Source organism: Alicyclobacillus macrosporangiidus CPP55, assembly GCF_000702485.1.
Lineage (GTDB): Bacteria > Bacillota > Bacilli > Alicyclobacillales > Alicyclobacillaceae > Alicyclobacillus_H > Alicyclobacillus_H macrosporangiidus_B.
The window spans coordinates 1,806,531-1,829,148 of record NZ_JNIL01000001.1 but is presented as its reverse complement, the minus strand read 5'-3'; the positions used below and the strand labels follow the sequence as shown (position 1 = coordinate 1,829,148).

The 22,618-nt window shown below is 65.3% G+C and carries 21 protein-coding genes and 1 pseudogene; 17 read left to right on the top strand and 5 right to left on the bottom strand.

Features of this window, described 5'->3' with window-relative positions; all coding sequences use genetic code 11:
* The first annotated feature begins 10 nt into the window (after positions 1 to 10).
* The 4 genes from N687_RS0109060 to N687_RS23050 all read left to right on the top strand — a co-directional run bounded on the left by N687_RS0109060 (position 11) and on the right by N687_RS23050 (position 4,194).
* Positions 11 to 832: a carbohydrate ABC transporter permease gene (locus tag N687_RS0109060; protein ID WP_051663099.1), complete on the top strand. Its 822-nt coding sequence runs from the start codon at positions 11 to 13 to the stop codon at positions 830 to 832.
* Between the two features lie 132 nt (positions 833 to 964).
* Positions 965 to 1,504, top strand: a complete 540-nt coding sequence (locus tag N687_RS0109055; protein ID WP_231493442.1) for a transcription repressor NadR — start codon at positions 965 to 967, stop codon at positions 1,502 to 1,504.
* A gap of 14 nt (positions 1,505 to 1,518) precedes the next feature.
* Entirely contained in the window at positions 1,519 to 2,700 is a 1,182-nt protein-coding gene (gene fabV, locus N687_RS0109050) for an enoyl-ACP reductase FabV (RefSeq protein WP_029421550.1), read from the top strand.
* A 168-nt stretch (positions 2,701 to 2,868) separates the two neighbouring features.
* Positions 2,869 to 4,194 carry a S41 family peptidase gene (locus N687_RS23050; protein ID WP_197029248.1) on the top strand — a complete coding sequence of 442 codons (1,326 nt, stop codon included), beginning with the start codon at positions 2,869 to 2,871 and terminating at the stop codon, positions 4,192 to 4,194.
* Between the two features lie 193 nt (positions 4,195 to 4,387).
* Here N687_RS23050 and N687_RS22130 read toward each other — a convergent pair whose 3' ends face one another.
* Positions 4,388 to 4,969 (bottom strand): helix-turn-helix domain-containing protein, encoded by a 582-nt coding sequence (locus N687_RS22130; protein ID WP_051663098.1) that lies wholly within the window; start codon positions 4,967 to 4,969, stop codon positions 4,388 to 4,390.
* A gap of 156 nt (positions 4,970 to 5,125) precedes the next feature.
* Between N687_RS22130 and N687_RS0109040 the strand changes: the two genes are divergently transcribed.
* From N687_RS0109040 to N687_RS23040, 9 genes and pseudogenes are all read left to right on the top strand, one after another.
* Positions 5,126 to 8,698 carry a M14 family metallopeptidase gene (locus N687_RS0109040; RefSeq protein ID WP_156040095.1) on the top strand — a complete coding sequence of 1,191 codons (3,573 nt, stop codon included), beginning with the start codon at positions 5,126 to 5,128 and terminating at the stop codon, positions 8,696 to 8,698.
* Positions 8,695 to 9,756, top strand: coding sequence for an AbrB family transcriptional regulator (locus N687_RS0109035; RefSeq protein WP_051663096.1), 1,062 nt, complete (start codon positions 8,695 to 8,697; stop codon positions 9,754 to 9,756). The genes N687_RS0109040 and N687_RS0109035 overlap by 4 nt, the downstream gene beginning before the upstream one ends.
* A pseudogene (locus N687_RS25475) lies at positions 9,753 to 9,830 on the top strand (cytochrome c biogenesis protein CcdA); the annotation flags it as partial. The gene N687_RS0109035 and the pseudogene N687_RS25475, both read left to right, overlap by 4 nt.
* Positions 9,831 to 9,961: 131 nt before the next feature.
* On the top strand, positions 9,962 to 10,465 hold the full coding sequence (locus tag N687_RS23045) for a cytochrome c biogenesis CcdA family protein (RefSeq protein ID WP_419670127.1): 504 nt from the start codon (positions 9,962 to 9,964) through the stop codon (positions 10,463 to 10,465).
* Between the two features lie 812 nt (positions 10,466 to 11,277).
* On the top strand, positions 11,278 to 11,526 hold the full coding sequence (locus tag N687_RS0109015; protein ID WP_029421543.1) for a helix-turn-helix domain-containing protein: 249 nt from the start codon (positions 11,278 to 11,280) through the stop codon (positions 11,524 to 11,526).
* On the top strand, positions 11,507 to 12,229 hold the full coding sequence (locus N687_RS0109010) for a helix-turn-helix domain-containing protein (RefSeq protein ID WP_029421542.1): 723 nt from the start codon (positions 11,507 to 11,509) through the stop codon (positions 12,227 to 12,229). The genes N687_RS0109015 and N687_RS0109010 overlap by 20 nt, the downstream gene beginning before the upstream one ends.
* A 58-nt stretch (positions 12,230 to 12,287) precedes the next feature.
* Positions 12,288 to 12,476 carry a hypothetical protein gene (locus N687_RS0109005; protein ID WP_029421541.1) on the top strand — a complete coding sequence of 63 codons (189 nt, stop codon included), beginning with the start codon at positions 12,288 to 12,290 and terminating at the stop codon, positions 12,474 to 12,476.
* Between the two features lie 160 nt (positions 12,477 to 12,636).
* Positions 12,637 to 13,989: a dihydrolipoamide acetyltransferase family protein gene (locus tag N687_RS0109000; RefSeq protein WP_029421540.1), complete on the top strand. Its 1,353-nt coding sequence runs from the start codon at positions 12,637 to 12,639 to the stop codon at positions 13,987 to 13,989.
* Between the two features lie 121 nt (positions 13,990 to 14,110).
* Positions 14,111 to 14,461 carry a YerC/YecD family TrpR-related protein gene (locus tag N687_RS23040; protein ID WP_081841673.1) on the top strand — a complete coding sequence of 117 codons (351 nt, stop codon included), beginning with the start codon at positions 14,111 to 14,113 and terminating at the stop codon, positions 14,459 to 14,461.
* Here N687_RS23040 and N687_RS0108995 read toward each other — a convergent pair.
* The gene (locus N687_RS0108995; RefSeq protein WP_197029247.1) at positions 14,390 to 14,860 is read right to left on the bottom strand and encodes a cation:proton antiporter; all 471 of its coding nucleotides are present in this window, start codon (positions 14,858 to 14,860) and stop codon (positions 14,390 to 14,392) included. The two genes, N687_RS23040 and N687_RS0108995, sit on opposite strands and share 72 nt — an antisense overlap.
* Positions 14,861 to 15,334: 474 nt before the next feature.
* Here N687_RS0108995 and N687_RS22125 point away from each other — a divergent pair, with 474 nt between their 5' ends.
* Positions 15,335 to 16,027, top strand: a complete 693-nt coding sequence (locus tag N687_RS22125) for a class I SAM-dependent methyltransferase (RefSeq protein ID WP_051663095.1) — start codon at positions 15,335 to 15,337, stop codon at positions 16,025 to 16,027.
* Between the two features lie 146 nt (positions 16,028 to 16,173).
* Positions 16,174 to 16,956 carry a GTP-sensing pleiotropic transcriptional regulator CodY gene (codY, locus tag N687_RS0108985; RefSeq protein ID WP_029421537.1) on the top strand — a complete coding sequence of 261 codons (783 nt, stop codon included), beginning with the start codon at positions 16,174 to 16,176 and terminating at the stop codon, positions 16,954 to 16,956.
* 140 nt (positions 16,957 to 17,096) lie between these two features.
* Here codY and N687_RS0108980 read toward each other — a convergent pair whose 3' ends face one another.
* Complete coding sequence (locus tag N687_RS0108980; protein ID WP_081841270.1) at positions 17,097 to 18,512, bottom strand: dipeptidase; 1,416 nt, start codon at positions 18,510 to 18,512, stop codon at positions 17,097 to 17,099.
* A 127-nt stretch (positions 18,513 to 18,639) separates the two neighbouring features.
* On the bottom strand, positions 18,640 to 19,236 hold the full coding sequence (locus N687_RS0108975) for a phosphatase PAP2 family protein (RefSeq protein ID WP_029421535.1): 597 nt from the start codon (positions 19,234 to 19,236) through the stop codon (positions 18,640 to 18,642).
* A 303-nt stretch (positions 19,237 to 19,539) separates the two neighbouring features.
* Between N687_RS0108975 and N687_RS0108970 the strand changes: the two genes are divergently transcribed.
* Positions 19,540 to 20,850, top strand: coding sequence for an Nramp family divalent metal transporter (locus tag N687_RS0108970; protein ID WP_051663094.1), 1,311 nt, complete (start codon positions 19,540 to 19,542; stop codon positions 20,848 to 20,850).
* 49 nt (positions 20,851 to 20,899) lie between these two features.
* On the opposite strand, the gene N687_RS22120 is transcribed toward N687_RS0108970, so the two are convergent.
* Positions 20,900 to 21,328 (bottom strand): Fur family transcriptional regulator, encoded by a 429-nt coding sequence (locus N687_RS22120; RefSeq protein WP_051663093.1) that lies wholly within the window; start codon positions 21,326 to 21,328, stop codon positions 20,900 to 20,902.
* Between the two features lie 157 nt (positions 21,329 to 21,485).
* Here N687_RS22120 and epsC point away from each other — a divergent pair, with 157 nt between their 5' ends.
* The gene (epsC, locus tag N687_RS0108960; protein ID WP_029421532.1) at positions 21,486 to 22,358 is read left to right on the top strand and encodes a serine O-acetyltransferase EpsC; all 873 of its coding nucleotides are present in this window, start codon (positions 21,486 to 21,488) and stop codon (positions 22,356 to 22,358) included.
* The last annotated feature ends 260 nt before the right edge of the window (positions 22,359 to 22,618 follow it).

Here is a 22,618-nt window from a genome sequence, read left to right as displayed (position 1 = left end):
AGGGCGTCCCATGCGGGGAGCCGGCCGAGTGGCTCTGCAGTTCGTCGGCCTGGTGGTGGCGGTCTTCTGGTGCATTCCTCTGTTTTGGACGTTACTCACGGCCTTCAAGTCGCCCGACGACCCGGACGCCCTGACGTCCCTGTTCGCGGGCCTGCAGCCCTCGCTGCAAAATTTCGCCATGGCCTGGCAGAGCGCGTCGTTCGCTTCGTACTACTTGAATACCATTGTGATCGTCGTCGGCATCCTGGTGGTCCAATGCGTGTTCATCACCCTGGCCGGGTTCGCCTTCGCCCGGTTCGAGTTTCGCGGAAAAAACATTCTGTTCACGCTGTTTCTCCTGCAGCTGATGGTGCCGGCGAGCGCCCTCATTGGTCCCAACTACACGACCGTCCGGTCGCTTGGACTCCTCGACACCAAGGTGGCCGTGATGCTCCCGTATGTCGCCTCGGCGATGGGCACGTTCTGGATGCGGCAGACATTCCGCCAGGTCCCGCGGGAGCTCGAGGAGGCGGCGGTGATGGATGGTGCCCGTTGGTGGCAGGTCCTGTGGCACGTGTACCTGCCGGCGGCCCGGCCGGCTCTGTCGGCGTTCGCGCTGGTCTCGCTCAGCATCCACTGGAACGACTTTCTCTGGCCGCTGGTGGTCACCAACACGCCGAAATCCCAGCCTCTCACCGTAGGCTTGTCCTTGTTGACGCAGATGGGCGAGACGGGGGCGCAGTGGTCGATGATCGCGGCTGGCACTTGGATTGTGATCCTGCCGCTGTTGGTGCTGTTCCTGATCTTCCAGCGCCAGTTCGTCAACAGTTTCCTGCAGTCCGGCCTCAAGTGAGGACAGTACGGGTAGCCCGAGCAGCCCGAGGCCCGCATCGGCGCGCGGCTGTCCTTCCTGCTGGGAAATTCCCTCGCGATTCTCTAAAATGGGGACAGCGAGGTGCAGCGGATGTGAGCAGGAGGGATGTCCGTGGCGGTGAGGGAGCGCGGGGAACGTCAACAGGTGCTGCTCGAAGCGCTTCGGGCCAGCCGCGAGCCCATCCCGGGGGCGCAGTTGGCTGCCCTGTGCGGGGTGACGCGGCAGGTGGTCGTGCATGACATCGCGCTCCTGCGCGCCGCCGGCGAGCCCATCCTGTCGACGCCGCGCGGATACTGGCTGCGCCCCGGGGAACCGGCGCGCCGTTCCTTCGTGCTCTCCGTGTGCCATCCGCCGGAGCTGACGGAGACGGAGCTGTACACCATGGTCGATCACGGCCTTCACGTGGTGGACGTGGTGGTAGAGCACCCGGTCTACGGGGAGCTGCGGGGCGCCTTGCATCTTTCTTCCCGGCGGGACGTTGCCCTGTTCCTGCAGCGCGTCGCGGAGACCAAGGCGCTCCTGCTGTCGTCGCTGACCGAAGGGTTTCACCTGCACACGGTGGAGTGCCGGGACGAAGGCCAATTGCACGAAGCAGTGGCCGCTTTGCGGGCCGCCGGGATCCAAGTGTTGGAGGGAGACATCGCACTTTGAAAGGACGGGGACATATGGTCATCAAGCCGAAAGTCAGAGGGTTCATCTGCACGACGGCCCATCCGGTGGGATGCGCCGCGCACGTGCAAGAGCAGATCGACTACATACAATCGCAGCCGCGCGTCGACGGGCCCAAGAAGGCGCTCGTCATCGGCTGCTCCACCGGCTATGGACTGGCGACGCGGATCGCGGCCACCTTCGCCTGCGGCGCCGACACCATCGGGGTGTGCTTCGAGAAACCGGCCTCCGACAACCGCACCGCGACGGCCGGATGGTACAACACGGCGGCGTTTGAGGAGGCGGCGCGCCGGGCCGGCCATTTCGCCAAGACCGTCAACGGCGACGCCTTCTCGGATGAAGTGAAGCACGAGGTCATCGATCTCATCCGCACCCACTTCGGCCAGGTCGATCTCGTCGTCTACAGCCTGGCCTCCCCGCGCCGCCGCCATCCGCGCACGGGGGAGACCTTCTCCTCGGTCCTGAAAACCATCGGCCAGCCCTTCACGAGCAAGACGGTGGACGTGCACACCGGCAAGGTCACCGAGGTCACGGTCCAGCCGGCCACCGAAGAGGAGATCCGCGACACCATCGCCGTCATGGGCGGGGAGGACTGGCAGATGTGGATGGACGCCCTGGAGGAAGCGGGCGTCTTGGCGGACGGGGCCACCACCGTGGCCTACTCGTACATCGGTCCCGACCTGACGCGCGCCATCTACCGGGACGGGACCATCGGCAAGGCGAAAGATGATCTCGAAGCGACCGCCCTGCGGCTGAACGAGCGGCTTCGGGCGCGCGGCGGACGGGCGTTCGTGTCCGTCAACAAGGCGGTCGTCACGCAGTCCAGCTCCGCCATCCCGGTGGTTCCGCTGTACATCTCCTTGCTGTTCAAGGTGATGAAGGAGAAAGGCTTGCACGAGGACTGCATCCACCAGATGTACCGGCTGCTCGCCCATCGCCTGTACCAGGGCGGTGAGGTACCTGTGGACGACCAGGGCCGGATTCGGTTGGATGAATTGGAATTGCGGGAGGACGTCCAGACCGCCGTGATGTCCGGCTGGGAGCAGGTGACCACCGAAAACCTGGCACAGCTCACCGACATCGAAGGATACCGGCGGGACTTCCTGCGGCTGTTCGGGTTTGAGATGGACGGGGTCGATTACGAGGCCGACGTGAACCCGGACGTGGCCATCGGGTGACGGGATGACACTGGCCGGATGACTGCGTTCCGTTGACGCTTCCGGGTAAACCACCCTGGCGCCGGGATGAGGTTTCAACTGGTGCCAGGGTCATGCTTATTGCAGTTATGAGCTATTCCAAAATAGGGTATTACTTTCGGGGCTCTCATGGAAAGGGGATACTTGTTCGTGGCGAACAACCATGATGAACCCATACTTGATGTCAACTTGTCCAACAAGATCTTAGCTTTATTCCAAGGCGATTTTGATCATCCGAAAGCCCCGCCATTATCGTCGCACGAGCCGACTCATTTGTCTCTGAGCGATGAGATTTATGGATTATGTCTATTCTGGGCAAAGGCGAAAGAAGTGTTTCCCTTTTGGAATCGACGTCGCGTTAATTGGGACGAATTGTTTCGAGACTATCTGTCAACTTTATTGGATACCGGTCCACTTGGATTAGAGGATTACTACACACTTCTGCAATCATTCGCAGCTACCCTTGGTGATGGACATACTTTCGTACATTTTCCCGCCTGCATAAGACACAAATGGGCGTATCCCAATCTTCAACTCGATCCACTTCTGACAGAACAGGGCCTCGCCATGGTGGTGAGTGGTGGAGAACTGCCTAGGGGAACGGTGATCGTCGAAGTCGATAGCACCCCTATTGAGGACGTCGTCAAGTTCGTCGCGTCAAAGACGTCTGCTTCTACTCCACAAGACCTTGCTGTAAAGGTTGCTGATACACTCTTACGCAGGAACAAGGGAGAACGGGTATCACTCCGAGCCAAATTGCCTGATGAGCAGATTATACTTTGGACTGGGGTAGCCGACAGTACTCCCCCTGTGAAAGAATTTGAGACTCAACATTGGCAAGACGGCATTGTGCATGTTGTTCTTCCACACTTTCAAAGTCCGGATATATCCTCTCAATTCGATGAAACATTTCAGGATTTTGATGGTATCACTGGCCTTATTCTCGATTTACGTCATAATCCAGGTGGAAACACGAATAACGGATACAGTATCCTCGCCCGCTTGATATCCGAGCCAGTATCCACATTTCGCGTTCGTATTCCTGTAAATGCGCCCGTACTCGTGAGTTGGGGTATGACGGACCGTTTTTGGCTGGCTCCGCGTGAGGAGTATGATTTGCATCCAAACACGAACCTTCCACGTTTTGACGGACCCGTGATTTTACTCACGTCAGCGCGCACATATAGCGCTGCTGAGGATTTTGTGATTGCGTTTAAGTCCGCAAAGCGAGGCGTGATTGTTGGAGAGCCCACTGGTGGAAGCACAGGGCAATCTGTGTATTTTCCATTGCCAGGTGGCGGAGTAGGTCAAGTGGTCGGTGTTTGGGACTTGGATGGAGATGACCATGAGTTTGTCGGCATTGGAATTCAACCCGATGTGCCGATAAGCCCCACACTTCAGGACTATGTTGAAGGCAAGGATGTGGGACTTGAAGCCGCACTTAATCTGCTGCGCCAGACAAACGGCAGTCGATAGGTTTCTGCATGAATAGAATAGCCCATTTTACCATTGAACCCCAACCTAGCGGGGATTGCGGCGCTGTTCGTTGTACTGCGCAGTCCACTGGCCCACGAGAACCCATGGGTTGTGTCGGCTGTGGACGTTTCTTTCCGCTAGCAGTCGCAGGTTTTCCCTAATCAAAAGCATGGCTTTCAGGATGGGGAGAGCTTCATCGGTCTGCTGTCCCGTAGTCCTCCGCTCGATCCCGGATGAATTGTGCGATCACCTGCAGTAGGTGAGGGGCGTCGTGGAGCAAATCTTGCTCCGCCAACTGCCTGGCCAGCGCTACGTAGGGACGTGAGGATTCCGAGGCGATGAAGCGGGCGGTTTCGTGATCATACAAGGCCTGGATGCGCTTTGCCAGGTCCATGACGTCCGAAATCATATCCGGGTCGCCGCCCTGGCCCTCGGCAGCGGCGTCAACCCGCCTGTTGCTGGCCGGGCTGCTTACAGGATCGCCATTTAGCCTGGTGCTACCTTCCCGGTGCTCCGATGATGGCCCGGAGGGGACTGACGGTGGAAGCTCGTTCGCTACCACGTCGGGGGCAGGCGCATCGTCGTCGAAGTAGGCGAGGGACACCCCAAACGCGTGCGCAATGCGCTTCACTCGGTCGATGGACGGGTTCGGCCGTGTACCGTTTTCGATCGCGCTGATGTGACTCACGGATACGCCGGACCGGTCGGACAGCTCCTTCAACGTCCAGCCCCGCTGCTCGCGCAGGTATGCCACCTTTTCCCCAATCGACGCCACGCCTGTCACCTTCCCGCCCACATTATAGCGGATATGTCTACAAATGTGGAATCATGCAATCCGAGCCCGAAAGCCGTATCATAGAAGGCGTATTGTGGAGACGGCGGTGAAGAGACCATTACACCGTCCGGCACCGTCTAGGGGAGGAATCGGACGTTGTCGTGGCAGGCGTTTTGGACCCCAGAGGGGGTCTTTTCATGCATATATCCGCGTCCAGGCACCTGGGCACCGACTGGGCTGAACGGGCCCATCGCCGTTACGCCGGTTCGCCCGGTGGAGGAATCGACGGCGATGGTGGAGTTGGCCGCCCGCATCGGGCTCCAGGCGTTGGCGTTGAACGAGCCGCTCTACGACACGCTGTTCTGGGAGGCGGCGGCGAGTACCGAGCCGCCCGTCCCGCCATGCGCGTACCTCAGCGCCGATGCGGCTTGGCTGTCTGCGCGACTGGGGGACGCCGTCCGCCCACTTCTAAACCAGCTTGACGCCCTGTCTCCAAACACCGGGTTGCTCTACCGGCTCCCGGACGGCCGCTTTGTGATCACCGGCACCACCCCAGCCGGTGTGCAGGCCGCCGCGCGGTACCTGGCGAGCGACGGTTTTGGCCGCGGGATCGCCCCCGGCGACATGATCCCGGTACCGATCGACATGACGCGGACGTGTTCTGACAGCAGTGCCTTCGCATCCGGCGCCAGAGGGGCAGAGCGTGCGGCGATGGCACACGGAGACCTTCCTCGTTCACTCCACAGCGTGCTCACTGCGGACGGCGCCCTGGCCGTCCCGGACGGCCTTCATCCGGTGCTCGACGTATCGATCACGCTGTCTCCCGACCCCGCCGCCGCGCGGGCCGGGGTGGAATTGGCGGCTCGGCTCGGTCTCGCCGCCGCGGAAGTGATCTTCCCCATCACGCGTCTGGACGGCGAGCCGCGCCGATCCAGTGCGCTGTCCATCCGGCTCACGTCCGCCGAATGGACGGGATCCGGTTGGTCCGTGCGCTTGGAACGAGACGAACTGGTCATCCAGGCCTCACCCGACGACCTGCCGGCCTTGGCGGCCCTTATCGGCCGGGACTGGGTGGAGGATCCGGCGTCGCCCGCCATGGATGACTGGCGCAGCCGCATCGCCGCGCTCACGTCGACGCACCCGGATGTCTCCCTGCGCGCCCGGCTGGCCGCCGCGCTGCACGCGCGGGTCCGCCAGGGCGGCGTGGTGTCCATCCGGCTGCCGGAGCCGCTCGGACGCCCGCTTAACTGGTGGAGAAGGCAGGTGGAGGGGGTGGATGCCGGCGGGATCGACTGGCGGGAGGAGCCGCTGTCACCCCTGCGGACGTTTACCTGGTCAGACCCGGGGGAGTTGGCGGAACTGCGGCGGCTGGTCTTGGATGCGCTCCAGGGGGCAGGGAACGCTCGGGAGGGGGATGGGGCCGGCGGAGGTGAGCCGGCCGGCGAACTCATCCTGGAGGTGTTCACCACCGTGCCGGAGGCGTCGTTTGCGGCGTGGTGGCAGGGGGTGCAGGCGGAGCTGGGTTCGCGTGGACAGGAAGGTCGCACGGTGCGCGCGGTCTACCGGAACGCGCACAAGGCGGGGCTGCACTGGGCGCTGACGGACGTGCTGCCTGCGCTGTCGACCATGCCCGGCGTCCGCCGGGTTCGGCTGTGCGCGCGCCGGTTCGCCCCGGATACGCCGCACCTCGACATGGCGCACCGCTTCTTACAGGAGCTGTATCCGTTCGACGCGATCGTCGCAAAATCGTTGAACCTGTCCACGCAAGACGTGGTGCTCGAGCTGGCCGATGGCGACGCGCCGATGTGGCGCGTGGTGGCGGAAGACGAAACGGGCCGCACGCTGGCGTCGTGGTCGTGGAACGGCCTGTGGGAGAGCCGGGTGTACATGCCGGAACGCCCGGAGCTGGGCTCGGTCTGCGTCCCGATGTGCGGGTTCCGCCTGAGACAAGGGGATCGCGTGGTCCGGGAGGCGCTGGTGGAATCGGATCCCCTGCGGTTTTGGGGATGGTTCCAGCGCGAGGTGCTGCCCGCGACCGCCGAGTTGACGAAGGACGCCACCACCGTGCCGATGTTTTTGCGCATGACGTGCGACGTGTGGATGGACGCGGAAGACGAGCCGCTGCTGGTCGGCGAGGAGGTGATCTCCGCGCTGGAGGCGCTGCACGAGGACATCTACTTCTACGCGCTGCACTGGTTCCACGAGTACGGGAAGTCTGCTGGCGATCCCGCTTGGGACGCGCCGGGCGCCATCCTGCCGTTCGTCCACCGGGCGCCGGGCGCGCCGCCGTCGGCCACGGTGCGCGTGTACCCCATGACGATCGGCGAGGGGGCCTGGGTGACCCGGACGGACGGCGGGACAGAACTGGTGAAGCCCATCGACGCCGCCGCCCTCGCCGATGCGCGGGTGGTGGAGGTCGCGGGCGAGGCACCCGTTTGCAGTATGGCTGCCGAGCGGCGTCGGCTGCGCTGCACCCTGGCCGGTGTGGCGGATCCGTCGATCGCGGCGGCCGTCGCGGCCTGGGTGGAGGCGGCTGGCCTTGGGCCAGCGGACGTCGAAGCGCCCGGCCCCGCCCCGGAGGATGGCGCGGCTGCGCCGGCGGACGGTGGCGCGCTGGCGGACGGTGGCGCGCTGGCGGACTGCCGAACGCCAGCTGTGCTCGGGCCGGAGGCGGTGGACGCTTGGGTGGCGAGCCACCGGGACGGGTTTCCGGGGGCGGTGCGGGCGTACGATCGGTCGTTCCAGGGCCGGCCCATCTGGGTGCTGGAGGCATTCGCGCCCGGCGGCCCCGTCACGTCCACGGTCAAACACCGGCTGTACAAGCCGACCCTGTTCATCAACGCACGGCACCACGCCAACGAGGTGTCGAGCACAAACGCCGCCCTCCAGCTCGCCGAGGTGCTGCGGGCGGACCCCACGTGGTTAGCGCGTTTGAACGTGGTCTTGGTGCCGTTGGAGAACGCGGACGGGGCGGCGCTCCACCAGCGGATGGCGTCCGAGCACCCGCGCTGGAAGCACCACGCCGCCCGCTACAACGCCTGTGGCGTGGAGTTCGCGTATGACCACTTCCGCCCGGACGCCCCGTTCGGGGAGAGCCGCGTGTACGAGCAGGTGTGGCGGCGCTGGTGCCCAGACGTTCTGGTGGACGATCACGGTGTCCCCTCCCACGAGTGGATCCAGCCGTTCAGCGGCTACAGCAGCCCGCCCCGCTTCCCGGTGTCGTACTGGCTGCCCATTGCGAAGATGTACACCATCTGGTATGAGGTGGAGGGCGCTTCGCGCGGCTGGGAGGCGGCCTATCGGTCTTTGCGGGAGGCGGTGACGGCGGCCCTGGCGTTCGATCCGCTGGTCTCCGCAGAAAACGCTGCGCACCTGGATGCGTTCCGCCGCTGGGGGCACGCGTTTGACCCCGACCGATTTCCCATCCATCTCACCAACGGGTCGCTCACGTATGTCCGGCACGCCCGTCCGGGGTCGCTGAGCCACCTGGCGGTGGAGCGGTTCGGCGAAGCCGTGACGGCGGAGATCATCACCGAGGTGGACGACGAGACCGTGCACGGGGAGGCGCTCGCCCTGTGCCAGCATGCGCATCATGTGGTGCATCGGGCGCTTCTGGATTGGCTGGCGTCGCAGCCGATCCGGGTGACGGTCGTGGCCGAGACAGCGGACGTGGGGTGCGCGCGCGTTCGCGTCGTACGGCAGCGCCCCGTGGAGGTGGGGGCGAGATGAAGGATTGGTGGGTGCTGGCCGCGTCCAGCGGGATCGCCGGGGGGGCGTTCAGCCGCCTCGGGGTGCCGGCCGCGTGGATGGTGGGGCCGATGGTGGCCGCCATCCTGTTCGGATTGGCCACGGGGCGACGGCCGCGGGTGCGGCGGCCCGTGTTCGCTGCTTGCCAGGCGGTCGTCGGGGTGATTGTGGCCAGCATGTTCCGGGCCTCTGATCTGCCCGTGATCGTCCACCACCTGCCCGCGGTGGTGTTGGTGGCGGCAGGATCGCTGGTGGTGAGCCTGGTCATCGGTTGGGCCATCGGGCGTTTTGCGCACGTGGATCGGATGACTGCTGTGTTGGGGGCGATGCCGGGCGGGGCGTCGGGTATGGTGGCGATGAGCGTGTCGCTGCAGGCGGACCCAAAACTGGTCGCGGTGATGCAGTACGTGCGGGTGATCTCCGTCGTCCTCACGGCGTCCGCCATGACCCGTTGGTTGGCGGGCTCGGCGGCGGCGCACGTCCAGATGCCGGCGTCGCTGGCACAGGGCGGTTATGTGCTGTACAGCGTGGAGACACTGGCGGTGGGACTGGTGGGTGCGTGGCTCGGGTTGACGGTGCGCCTGCCCGCCGGACAGCTGCTCGGCGCCATCCTGGCCGGCACGGTGGCAAACCTGGCGGGGTGGGTGCCGCTGACCATCCCTGGGTGGATGTCGGCGGTGGCCTACGCGGTCCTCGGGGTCTACGTGGGGCTGATGTTCGATCGCGCGTCGCTCAAGCACGCCGGCCTCCTGCTGCCATACATCTTCGCATCGACGGTGGCGTTGATCCTGCTGTGCGCCGCCATCGGATGGGGGATGGCGCGCTGGACAGGCGAGACGCTGTTGACCGGGCTCCTCGCGACCAGTCCGGGCGGATTGGACTCGGTGAGCCTCATGGCCATCGGAGGCGGGGCGAACCTGGCCCTGGTGGTCTCGTTGCAGACGGTGCGCATGTTCACCATCGTGTTCTTCGGGCCGCCCATTGTCCGCTGGCTGGCGAGGCGGGATGGGCAGGTCACGCACGGGGAGGGAGCGGTATGACGGCGGACATCTCCTTTTGGCTGGCATTCGCGGCAGGGCTTCTGTCCTTCGTCTCTCCCTGCACGCTGCCGCTGTTTCCGTCCTACCTCGGATACATCACCGGGGTTTCGTTCACCGGCCCTGCCGGGGCCGGCCGGCGGGGCTGCGGCGGCGGGCGTTCCTGCACGCGCTGTGCTTCTGCGCCGGCCTGTCCATTCTGTTCGTCATGCTGGGATGGGGCGCCAGCGCCGCCGGCCGGTTTCTCATCCAATACAAGCAGACGGTGCGCGTGGTCGGAGGGGTGCTGGTCATCCTCTTCGGCCTGTTCATGGCGGGGGTCCTGCGCAGCGAGTGGTTGATGCGCGAGCGGCGGTTTCACCTGCCGGCCCGCCGCCCCTTGGGATACCTGGGATCCGTGTTGGTGGGCGTGGCGTTCGCCGCCGGGTGGACACCTTGCATCGGTCCCATCGTCGGGTCTGTCCTGGCGATGATCATCGCCCATCCGGCCGCGGGCGCGTGGTACATGTTCGCGTACGCGGCGGGGTTCTCACTGCCCTTCTTGGTGTTCGCCGTCACGCTGGCCTCCGTCCGGCCCCTGCTGCGTTACACCGACGCGGCCGCCCGCGTGGGCGGTGTCCTGCTGACGGTCATGGGCGTGCTCTTGCTCACCGGCCAGCTGTCTGTCCTCGCCCTGTGGATCCAGCGCCTGACCGGCTTCACCGGGTTTTGAGCGCCCGATTTCGCCGGCGAACGGCTTGGGCCAGGCGGTCTGTGTGTCGCCCGGAAGACCGGGACCGGCACCGATGCCCGGCTTTGGGAGGGCGTGCGCGCGCTCGCGGCGTAGCACGTAGAGGACCACCTCCCGGCGTTCGGACCAGGACCGCCAGCGGTGGTACCGGGCGTAAGGCCCGCCGTGCGGGGGCGGAGTGTCGAGTGGCCAGCCCAGTTTGTCCAGCGCCCGCCGCGCCTGCGCGTGATCGGCGGCCACCGTGAAGAGCAGGGCGGCGGCGCCGGTGTGGCGGAACACCCAGCGGGCCGCGAGCCACTTGACCGCGGGATTGACGAAGGTCCCTCGCCAGGCGGGCAGCAGGTAGGTGCCCATCTCCCACGCCTCCGGTTCGCCCGGCCGCAAGTCGTCGGGTATGCGATGAGCCAGGGTGAAACCGGCCGTCTCCCACCGAACGCTCCCGCGCGCCCGGATGAGCCACAGCCGCCCTTCGCCGAGGAGTTCCATCGCCTGCCCTTCCGATACGAAACGCCGCCATGCTGTCCAGGACGCATCCTCCAGCGGCCAAGCCGGATCCCCCTGGGCCGCACGCCACAGCGCCCGCGTCGCAGGGTGCGCTGGTCGCGTGAGACGGATGTGCATAGCCCCACCTCCTTCGCGATCGCCTGTTATCCACCAGCATACACCACATGGGCGCATGTCCTCCCTGTACTCGGATGTGTGATTTCTTCGATTGAAAAATCCAGTGCGGAAATTGGTCCCTCCATTGTGCTATCATTTCACAATAGAGGAATTTGTGCACGGGGGTGCAGGATATGGAGGGACTCGGAATCCGGCTGCATGCGTTGCGCCAGCAACGCAATCTGACCGTGCGTGCGTTGGCTGAGCGCGCGGGCGTGTCGGTGAGTTACGTGTACGCGATTGAAGCGGGATCGCGCGGGCACAACCTGGACAAGCTGCAGCGCATCGCGGACGCGCTGGGGGTGCCGTTGAGCCAGTTGTGGGGCGAGCAAGAGCAGGATTCGGCGCGAGGAGAGCCGGGGCATGGTCCCGAGCAGCAGTGAACCGCCCTGGACCCGGTTCGCGAGGCTCCGCCGGGCGCGCGGGCTGACCCAGTGCGCGCTGGCCGCCGGCCTGGTGACGCAGAGTCTGATCAGCCAACTGGAGCGGGGGCGTGTGGTGCCTGCCCGCCGGACACTCGAGGCGCTGCTCGGGCGCTTGGGGGTGACCGATCCGGCCTGGTTGGAAGAGTGGGGAGGATGGCGGCAGAGGGATCGCACGCGGGAGCGGTTGTGGGCCGCCGTGATGGCGGGGAACCGGCCACAGGCCGAGGATGCGCTGGCAGGAGGCGCGAGCCTGCTGAACCCCTTCGAACGGTTCGTGTACGAGGCTTGGGTCCGCGCGGCGGCGGGAGATGCGGACGGCGCCGAGCGCCTGTTGTGGCAAGCGTGGCGCTTGCAACCGGATATCGCCCAGGCACGCACCGCCTATGCCCGAGCGAGCTCCCGAGCGGACGAGCTTGCCGCCAAGCGGCCGGAACACGGACACGAGGCGGCGTGGCGGAAGCGGGACAGGGTGCGGGCCATGGCCGTGGCCGCGTTGGCGCAGGCAGAGGTGTGCGCGTGGCTCGGACGCGAGGAGGCGGCCCGGTGGTGGCGCGACCGGGGGCGGGACTGGATGGCGCGACTCCGCCGCCAGGGGGGCTTTTCCCATTGGGTGGCGGAAGACGCCGCAGGTTCTGGCAGGGCGGACGAGAATCCCGTATAATCTCATTATCCTGGATGTCTTTTTCCTGGACCCGATCCTGGACGCACGAGGTGAACGAATGGGGGCCACCGGCGAAGAGATCGGCTATCAAGACGCCATCCGCCAGGTGCGGCGGAGCCTGGAACGGCGCCTCAAAGCGTTGCAGGAGGCGTTGGATGGTGCGGATGACAAACGGGCACAGGAGCTTCGGGTACGCATCTCGGAAGTGGAGCACATGGTTCGGGTGGTGGAGTCCCTGCGGCGGTGAAGCCCTTCCGCGCGAAACCCGTGTGAAGAGGCTGGTGGGAGGCCGCTTATGGGATCCGCTGCGCGTTCCTGCAGTTGCCGTAAGCGAATAAACCGGAATGAAAGCGCATACAACCGGTGCGCCGCCGCCCGAAGTGGGGCGGCGTGAAGGAGGGATACGGGTGCAGACCGTCGAGTTTCGGCTCCCGAGCCACGGAGATGACGAGCATGAGGCGGAAGTGGTGAAGTGGTTGGTGGAGGAAGGCGAGTATGTCCGGGAGATGGAGCCGATTGTCGAGGTGCAAACGGACAAGGCGGTGATCGAACTGCCTGCGCCCATCACCGGCCGCATCCGGGACATCGTGGCCGCCGCGGGATCGATCGCGCGCACCGGCGACGTCCTCGCGGTGCTGGAACCGGCGACCCCCGTGTTGTGGATGGATGGCCGCCCGGTGTATCCGTCGCCGGCGCACAGTGTGGATCTGGCGGATGGAGCCGGCGAGGCGGCAGAGGAGAAGGACGATCCGCTCTCGTCGCCGGAGCACCCCTTGGATGCGGAACGCCCCCCGGAGGCGGAAGATAGACAGGTGCAGGCAGAGGCGGACGAGGAAGAGCCGCGTCCCTCGGAGGCCCGGGGGCCGGAGCCCGTGCCCATCGCGCCGTGGGTGGAGCCGCCGACGGATTCGCTCCTGTGGCGCATGGTCCGCAACGCCGAACGGGCCGCGCAGCGGAACCAGCGCAAGCGCTGGGAGGGCAGCCCGGACGACGACGCCGTCCTTCGGCCGTATTATCCGGCGGCCAAACCGCAGACCGCGGAGCAGACGGAGCGCGCGTCCACGCGGGTCCCGTTCCGCGGTGTTCGCCGGGCGACGGCCGAGCACGTGACGCGATCCGCCTTCACGGCGCCGCACGTGACCGTGTTCGACGAGTGCGAGGCCACGGAGCTGGTGGCGCTTCGCCAGCGGTGGAACCGTGTGCTGGAACCGGAGGGGCAGCGGTTGAGCTATCTGCCGTTCTTGGTCAAGGCGACCGTGTCCGCGCTCAAGGCCGTCCCTTACATGAACGCGCGGCTCGACGAACAGGCCCAGGAGATTGAGCTCATCGCCAATTATCACATCGGCATCGCGGTGGAGACCCCGGAGGGGCTGTACGTGCCCGTCATCCGGCACGCGGATCGGCTGACGGTGCGCGAGATCGGGGAGGAGATCTTCCGCCTGCGCCAAGCCGCTCGCGAGCGCACGCTGGGCCAGCAGGACCTTCACGGCAGCACGTTCACCATCACCAACATGGGTCCCATCGGCGGAGGCTTGTTCGCGACGCCCATCATCCACTACCCGGAGGTGGGGATCCTCGGGATCCACCAGATCCAGCGCAAGCCCGTGGCGCGCGGGGACGAGGTGGTGATCCGGGACATGATCGGCTTTTCCCTCTCCTTCGATCACCGGGTGATCGACGGCGTCACGGCGGTCCGCTTTCTCAACCACATCAAGAACTTGGTGGAGCATCCGGAACTTCTGATGTTGGAGATGAAATGAGAGGGCGCGCTGTAAGCGTTCTCTTTCTATCGATCCCGCCGGCACAGCCGTTCCATGGTGGTAGCGGCGTGTGTGTTGTGGTAGCATGTCGCTATGGACCACCTTGAAAAGGGTGACGGTGTTGCAGTTGGACAAATTGCGCGACCGCGTGCTCGACCAACTGTTTGAAGCCGTGCTGTCTTTAGAGACGGTGGAGGAGTGCTACCGGTTCTTTGACGACCTGTGCACCGTGGGCGAGGTGAAGTCGCTGGCACAGCGCCTCGAGGTGGCCAGGATGCTGCGGACCGGCTGCACGTATCACCAGATCGAGGCCGAGACGGGGGCGAGCACGGCGACCATCAGCCGGGTGAAACGCTGTCTGCAGTATGGTGCGGACGGCTATCACATCGTGCTCGAGCGCCTACAACAGCGCCAGAAACAGCACCGGCGCCATCAGACAGGTGGCGACGGCGACCCACCCGATGGCCTGTGACAGGGATGAGGGCAGCGCCCCGACGCGCACCCCGATCTCCGCGACGGCAATCACCAGGCTCAGCCGGGAGGATAACAGGAATCCCGCGGCGACGGCCCGGCGGCGCCCGAAGGCGCCGCGCAGCTGCCAGGCTGGGATCAGCTTGACGGCAAACGCCATCGCCAACAGCACCGGCAGCCAGGTCCAGGCGTTGCCTTCGCCGAGGACGGCGGGCTGGAACCGAAGGCCGACCGAGATGAAGAACACCGGGACGAGAAAGCCGTAGCCGACGTTGTGGCAGGATTCTATCCGCTCACGCTTGAAGGCGAACGGCAGTGCGGAGACCAGGATGCCGGCAACAAAACTGCCGATGATAGGCTCCGCGCCGGTGAAGTCGGCGATGGCGCAGAACAGGGCCACGAGCGCCATCACGGCGCAGGGCGCACAACAGCAACACCTGACCATATTCGCTGTGGAGAGGATCCGCCTCGTCGAGCACGGGCAGGATGACGCCCAGCGTGGTGGTCGCGAACAACAGGGTCAACAGCCAGGGATGGGCAGTTCCGCCGAGGATCTGGCGCAGAAGCCACGACAGCGCGAAGCTGACCAACAGGGTGGCGCAGAACACGGACGCCGCGACGCGCATGGGATGGACGCGGCTGGCTTGCCATGCCCGCCAGCAGGAATGCAGTCACGGTACCACTCATGTCCGCCCTCCCGATCGCAGTTCAGGGGTTCGGACCGCCCGGTTGGTGATACGGCGGGCGCCGGTTTGTGCCCGGCGCGGACCGGCGCCGGTCCGGCAACGGCGCGGGCGGGTTGTCCACCCGTCCGACCCCATGTCTATGTGTGCTCGGGGCGCGTTATGCGTCGGTGAAAGGGGACGGGGAGCCTGTGGGGAGGATCCAAGATCCGGTCGATTTCTTCGACATGGTGGGTCAGACGGATTGGCACCGGGCGATGCAGCGGACCCTTATCCACTGGATGGGGGTACACGATTCACACCGCCTTCTGGACGTGGGCTGCGCTGCCGGGTGGTTCGCCATGCAGGTGTCGCCGCGCTGCCAGTGGGTTACGGGGTTGGACATTTCACCAGAAATGGTGCGCCGTGCCGAACTGAATGCGCAGGACTACCGCCTCGACAACGTGTCCTTCGTCGTCGGGGACGCGCGCGACATTCCGCTGCCGGATGCGAGCTTCGACTGGGTGACGTGCATCGACGTGTTCCATCTGCTCAGCGATCCGGCGAGGGCCCTGGCGGAGATGCTCCGCGTGTGCCGTCCAGGCGGCCAGGTGATTGTACTGAATCCAACCCGCCAGATGAACCCGTGGGCGGCGCAGGCCTACTGCGATCGGCATCAGTTGTCGGATTTCGATCGCGACAGCTTTCTCTCCTGGGCGACCGCCGCGGCCAGGCGGCCGGCGCTGGACTTGGAGTCGCTCCAGCACATGGCACTGGCGTGCGGGGGCCGCGTGGAGTCGTCGATGCTCCTGACGGACGGGCTCGCGGTCGTGTCCCGGGTGGTCCATCAACAGACGGAGGTGTATCTCCCCGATGCGGCTGCGAGTCTGGAACTGGGTCGTTGACACAAGTTGTTCGCATATCTGTACCAAAAATGTTTAAAGCGGCTGTCCAGTAATCAGAATGTTATGTGGTAAAGTATTTCCTGGTGCCCATTGGGCCCCTGGCGGCCGCGCGTCGTCATCAAATCGCAAGGTTAGGAGAATGGTGTGTGAAGCTGCTGCAGAAGGTTCAAGAGCTCGGACAACTGTTGCGTTCCTCCAGTGTTCAGGTGGATTTTCACGAAGTCGCGGAATTTCTCAGCCGCGTGATGTCCTGCAACGTGTACATCGTCGGGCGCAAAGGCAAGATCCTCGGGTACGGCGTGTACGAGCATGCGCTCACCGAAGAATGGGTGCGCATCATGACCGAGGAGAAGCGGTTCCCCGGCGATTTCAACAAACATCTCTTGCGCATCGAGCAGACCGTGGCGAACCTGGAGGACAAGGAGCCGTTTTACGTGTTCTCCGAGGAGGAGAATGAGTCGTTCCGCTCCAAGTACATCAGCATCGCTCCCGTCATCGCGGCGCGTGAACGGCAGGGCACCCTGGTGTTCGCCCGTTCCTCCAGCCCGTTTGACGACGAGGACATGGTCCTGGCTGAGTACAGCGCCACCATCGTCGCCCTCGAGATCGTGCACGCGCGCCAGCAGCACAAGGAAGAGGAGAGCCGTCAGCGCGCCCTGGCGCACCTGGCGGTGGAGTCTCTCAGCTACTCGGAGCTGCAGGCGGCCAAGTATCTGATGGACGCGATTCACGAATCCCCGGACGGGATTGTGGTCAGCTCGCAGATCGCGGACGAGCATGGCGTGACGCGCTCTGTCATCGTCAACAGCATCCGCAAGCTGGAGAGCGCGGGGACCATCGAGAGCCGGTCCCTCGGCATGAAGGGCACGCACGTGCGCATCCTCAACCCGTACGTGGAAGAGGAGATCAACCGCCAGTTCGACCGTTGACGGACCAAACGCCCGCCTCGCTTCTCCCGCTGTCCGGACCGGTGTCCCACCGGGACGAGCCGCGGCAGAGCGGCGCGGGTGCAGCGAAAAAGCCCGCCCCGGCGCGAGATGCGCCAAGGCGGGCTTTTTCGCTTTCCGGCTCACCCGCGCAGGGCATCCGGCAGGCCTGTCCAGTACCGGCACAGGGCGCGCAGCCCCTTGTCGAAGTTGTCCAGCGAGAAGTGTTCATTCGGGGCGTGGAAGTTCTCGTCCGGCAGGCCGAAGCCCATCAGGACGACCGGCGCGCCGACGAGGCGATCGAACACCTCGACCACCGGGATGGACCCGCCCATCCGGATGAACGAGGCCGGCACCCCGTAGGCCGCTTCGTAGGCCTTTGCGGCCAGTTGGATGGCCGGGTGGTGGAACGGCGTCACGTAGGGACGGCCGGTATCCTGCAGGGTCACCTCGGCGCGGGCGCCCGGCGGCAGGTGGGTCAGCACGTGCTGCCGAATGAGCTGCTGGATGCGCACCGGGTCTTGATCGGGCACGAGGCGGCAGGTGATCTTGGCATGGGCCTCGTTCGGGATGACGGTCTTCGTCCCCTCGCCTTGGAAGCCGCCGTAAATGCCGTTGACCTCGAGGGTCGGCCGGGCCCACACCCGCTCCAGGGCGGTGTATCCGGCTTCGCCAAACAGGGTCTCGACGCCGAGGGCCCGGGCGGTCGCCATCTCGTCAAAGTCAAGATCGGCGAACGCCTGGCGCTCCTCGGCGCTGAGCGGCTGGACGCCGTCATAGAAGCCGGCCACCTGGACGCGCCCGTCGGGCCCGCGCATGGAGGCGAGGACCTCGACGAGGGCGTGCACCGCGTTTTGCACCATGCCGCCATACAGGCCGGAGTGCAGGTCGCTGTTCGCGCCGCAGACGTGCACCTCCAGGGCCGCCAGGCCGCGCAGGCCGTAGCAGACGGCGGGCTGTCCGGGTGCGAGCATCGGCGTGTCGGAGATGACGATGACGTCCGCCTGGAACCGCTCCTGATGCGCTGCGAGCACCTGGGGCAGGTGCGGGCTGCCGATCTCCTCCTCGCCCTCGATGCACAGCTTGACGTTGACGGGCAGCGATCCCGTCGTGCGTAACAGCGCCTCGAACGATTTGAGGTGCATGAACACCTGGCCCTTGTCGTCGCTGGCGCCGCGGGCGTACAGCTTGCCGTCGCGGATCTCGGGTTCAAAGGGAGGAGACTTCCAGAGGTGGAGCGGATCGACCGGCTGGACGTCGTAGTGGCCGTAGACAAGCACGGTCGGTTGCCCTGGGGCGTGCAGCCAGTCGGCGTACAAAACGGGGTGGCGTGGGGTTTCAAGCAGCTCGACATGCTCGAAGCCGATGGCTCTGGCCTGCTCGGCCAAGAACTCGGCCGCTCGCCGCACGTCTGCCCTGTGATCGGAGAGGGTGCTGATGCTGGGAATGCGCAGGAACTTCCGGAGCTCTTCCAGGTGTTGCTCCCGGTGTTCAGACAGGTACTGGTCAAAGGTGGACAATCCCCATGCGCTCCTTTCTGGGTGACGCGTCAGGGACATTATACCACCGCGTCCGCGGGGGGCATGCCTCCCGCGGCCGATGACCTGGTCCGCGATGGGGCCAGCCGCCCGGAAAACTCCGGCGCACCGCGGTCTGGCCGCATGGTTGTTGAGACCGCCTGCGGCGTCAGCGGCCATAGCGGCGGCGGCGTGCGTAGTGGCCCATGCGGAAGAGCCGCAACAGCCCGCTCGTCACCAGCCAGAGCGGACCGGACAGCAGGTGGGCGATGCGGCCGGCGATCACCCCGACGACCAGGCCGCCCAAAACGTCGGTGGGCCAGTGGACGCCGACGTACACCCGGGCCACCATGGTGATCAGGGAGACGACGAGAAACGCCCCGCTCACCCAGGAGGGAGCAGCTCCCCACGCGCCGCTGGTGAAGCCGAAGCCGCCCGACACGTGGTCGCTCGGGAAGGAGGCGTCCACCGCGTGCGGGATGATGCGGTGTGCCTCGTTCGGCATCGCCACGAAGGGCCTCGGCCGGTACCAGATGGCGCCGATGACGGCGTTGATCAGCAGCGCCAACACGCCGCCGGCCGCGGCAATCACCAGCGCATGCCGCCGATCTTCGTCCTGGCGCGGGAGCGCAAACCAAGCCACGATGAAGATGAGGGCGTACATCTCCAGGGAGTACTGGGCGAAGAACTTCATCACCGGATCGAGCGCGGAATGGCCGGCATACTGATTCAGCGCGTGAAACACCGTCTTGTCAAATGCGTTCATCCTCCACCTCCGGTCGTGTGGCGCGCCGCCCGGGATCATGGAGAGCCCCGTAGCCCTGCACACGAGGCGGGCACGCCGGCATGTTCAAATCTCCTCGTAATCATACGGCAGGCCCGTCGCCCCGACAAGGGGAAGGGCGCTGCCGGCACGCGGCCTGGAATGAGTACTTCACATTTCCCGCCCAGCTGCATATAATCATAGTCAGAAAGTTTCCCTTGGGAAACATCTTGTCGCGGACGAAACTTTTTCGGGCGGGCGCGGAACGGCGCGCCTCCGGTCGGACGTAGAGAGGACGTGGAGACGATGGAAGGTTTGGTGGTTTCGCAACGGCAGCAGGCCGGGCGGCGCGACAGCCGGGCGGTGTTGGCGGGTCGCCAAGCCCTGGCTGGGAAGCGGCGCGGTCTGCGGGCGGTGTTGCCGTTTTTGGGACCGTCGATGATCGCTGCCATCGCGTATGTCGATCCCGGCAACTTCGCAACCAACATCGAGAGCGGTTCGGAGTTTGGATACAACCTGTTGTGGGTGGTGCTGGCCGCCAACCTGATGGCGATGGTGATTCAAAACCTGTCCGCCAAACTGGGGCTCGCCACGGGCAAAAACCTGCCGGAGCTTTGCCGGGAGCATCTGCCGGCGTGGGTGTCGGTGCTGCTGTGGTTGATCGCGGAGGTGGCGGCGATGGCCACCGACCTGGCCGAGTTTCTCGGCGCCAGCCTGGCATTAAACCTGATGCTTCACATCCCGCTGTTGCCGGCGGCCGTGGTGACGGGCGTCGTCACCTATCTGATGCTGACGCTCGATCGCTTTGGATTCCGGCCACTGGAATTGGTCATCGGGGCGCTGCTCGGTGTGATTGCCCTCTGTTACCTGGCCGAGACGGTCCTGTCGCAGCCCGACTGGGGGATGGTCGCTCGCCACGCGGTGACCCCGTGGATGGGAGGCCGGGAGAGCGTCATGCTGGCGGTCGGCATCATCGGGGCGACCGTCATGCCGCACGCCGTGTACCTGCACTCCGGGCTGACGCAGCGGCGTATCGAGCCGCGAACGGAAGACGAGGCGGTGCGGATCTACCGGTTCCAACGCATCGACGTGATGGTGGCAATGACGGTGGCTGGCCTTGTCAACCTGGCGATGATGTACATGTCCGCGGCGACGTTTCACGGCGCGGGGTACACCGGGATCGCCAGCATTGACGAGGCGTACCGAACCTTGCAACCGCTGCTCGGCCCGGCGGCGGCGTGGGTGTTCCTCATCTCGCTGTTGGCGTCGGGGTTGTCCAGCTCCACCGTGGGGACGATGGCGGGACAGGTGATCATGCAGGGGTTCGTCGGCTTTCGCATCCCCGTATGGGTGCGGCGGGTGGTCACCATGCTGCCGACCCTGGTCATCATCGGCGCCGGGGTCGATCCGATGCATGCCCTGGTGCTCAGCCAGGTGGTGTTGAGTCTCGCCCTGCCGGCGCCGCTCTTGGCCTTGGTGTGGTTCACGCGCAACCCGAAGCTGATGGGGCCGCTCGTCAACAGGCCTTGGGTCACGGGACTGGCGTTGGCCATCTCCCTGGTGGTCCTCACCCTCAACGGGGTGTATTTGGGGTTGACGCTGGCGGGCGAGGCGTGAAGCCGGGGCGAGGCGTGCTGCGGTGGTGTCGGGATGCGGCGGGGTGCGGTCAGTGGGGACCGCACCCCGCCGCTGTCTGGTTTTGGCAGGCGGGACAGATGCCGAAGAGATCGACCTTGTGGTGATGCACTTGGCAGCCTTCGGGCAGATGGTGAAAGACCGGGCATTCGTACAGGTCTTCGACATGGTGGCAGGCAAGGCAGACGAAGTGGTGATGGTGTTGGCCGGCGCAAAACGCGTAGTAAACGCTGCCCTCGACCAAAAACGGAGTGGCCAACCCCACCTTTGTCAGGACCTCGAGCAACCTGTATACTGTGGTTAATCCGACCCGAACGTGTTCCTGCTGCGCCAGCGCATGCCACTCGGCGGCGGTGAACATCTTTTCGGTGCGCATCAACAACTCCAGCAGGGCTTCCCGTTCCCGGGTCAGGCGGAAGTTTTGGCGATGCAGCAGTTGGACGATATCGCGTTTGTCCATGACGAAATCCCCTTTGCGGTGCTCAAGTGCAATCTACACCGCGGGCCGGACGGTGTCAATCTCGGGGGGACGGCGGGCCGATCAGACCCGGCGGGCCACTCGAACGCCCTGTGTGGGCGGGCCGGCGAGGAAGCGGTGCGGGACGGGAGGGAATGATATGTCCAAGCGAGCGGAGATCGCGCGTCGGTTGCAGGAGCAGAGCTGCCAGTGGTTCAAGGGCCGGGTGTGTCATCCAGAGCCGGACGCCATTCAGGCGATGATTGAACGCCTCCGCTGTGTGATGCTGCCCAACTATTTCAGGCCGCCGGAAGGGCAGAGCCTGGAGGCGTGCATGGACCTCCTGCACCGGGGGATGGCTGGGCAGATCCACCGTGCCGTCTTCCAAAAGTGCATTGACCAGGACGGTACGCCTGAAACGCGGGCGTTTGCAGAGGATAAGGCGGATCAGGTGTTGGCGGCACTGCCGCAGGTTCAGGAGATGCTGTACGATGACATCGTCGAGACGTACAACAGCGACCCGGCCGCGACCGGCTACGACGAGGTGATCCTCACCTATCCCGGCCTGTTTGCCCTGTTGGTCTACCGGGTCGCGAACGTCATGCACCGCCTGGAAATTCCGCTGTTGCCTCGGATGATGACCGAGTATGCGCACAGCGCCACTGGGATCGACATTCACCCCGGGGCGACCATCGGGCGTGGCATCATGATTGATCACGGCACCGGCATCGTCATCGGGGAGACGGCAGTGGTCGGCAACCACGTGAAGCTGTACCAAGGGGTCACCATCGGCGCGCTGTACTTCCCGCGCGACGAGGAGGGCTTCATGGTGCGCAAGACCAAGCGCCATCCGACGGTGGAGGACGGGGTCGTCATCTACGCCAACGCGACGGTCCTCGGCGGGGAGACGGTGATTGGGCATCACAGCGTGATCGGCAGCAACGCCTGGATCACGGAGAGCGTGCCGCCGTATTCGAAGGTGCTGTACCAGACGGAAAGCGTCGTGAAGGTGGGGTCGTCGCCGGCGCGCTGACCGGAGACGGGGCAAAAGTCCCATATGGGTGAGGGCAAAAGGCCCATGGCGGACAGGCGGGGTTGTGTTACTGTAATATCAACCCTTAACCCCTTGGTGCGAGCAGCGCGCAAGCGTGGTTCGTGCCGTTTCCTGCCCTGTGCCAATTGTTGGCCTGTGCGGAGGTGTTTTGCCACCCGGTGTCCGGGTGGCCCTTTTTTTGTACGGGTAGGTCGGGGCGCTCCGCTTCTGCTGCGCAAGCCGCTCCGCGCCCCGCCCAA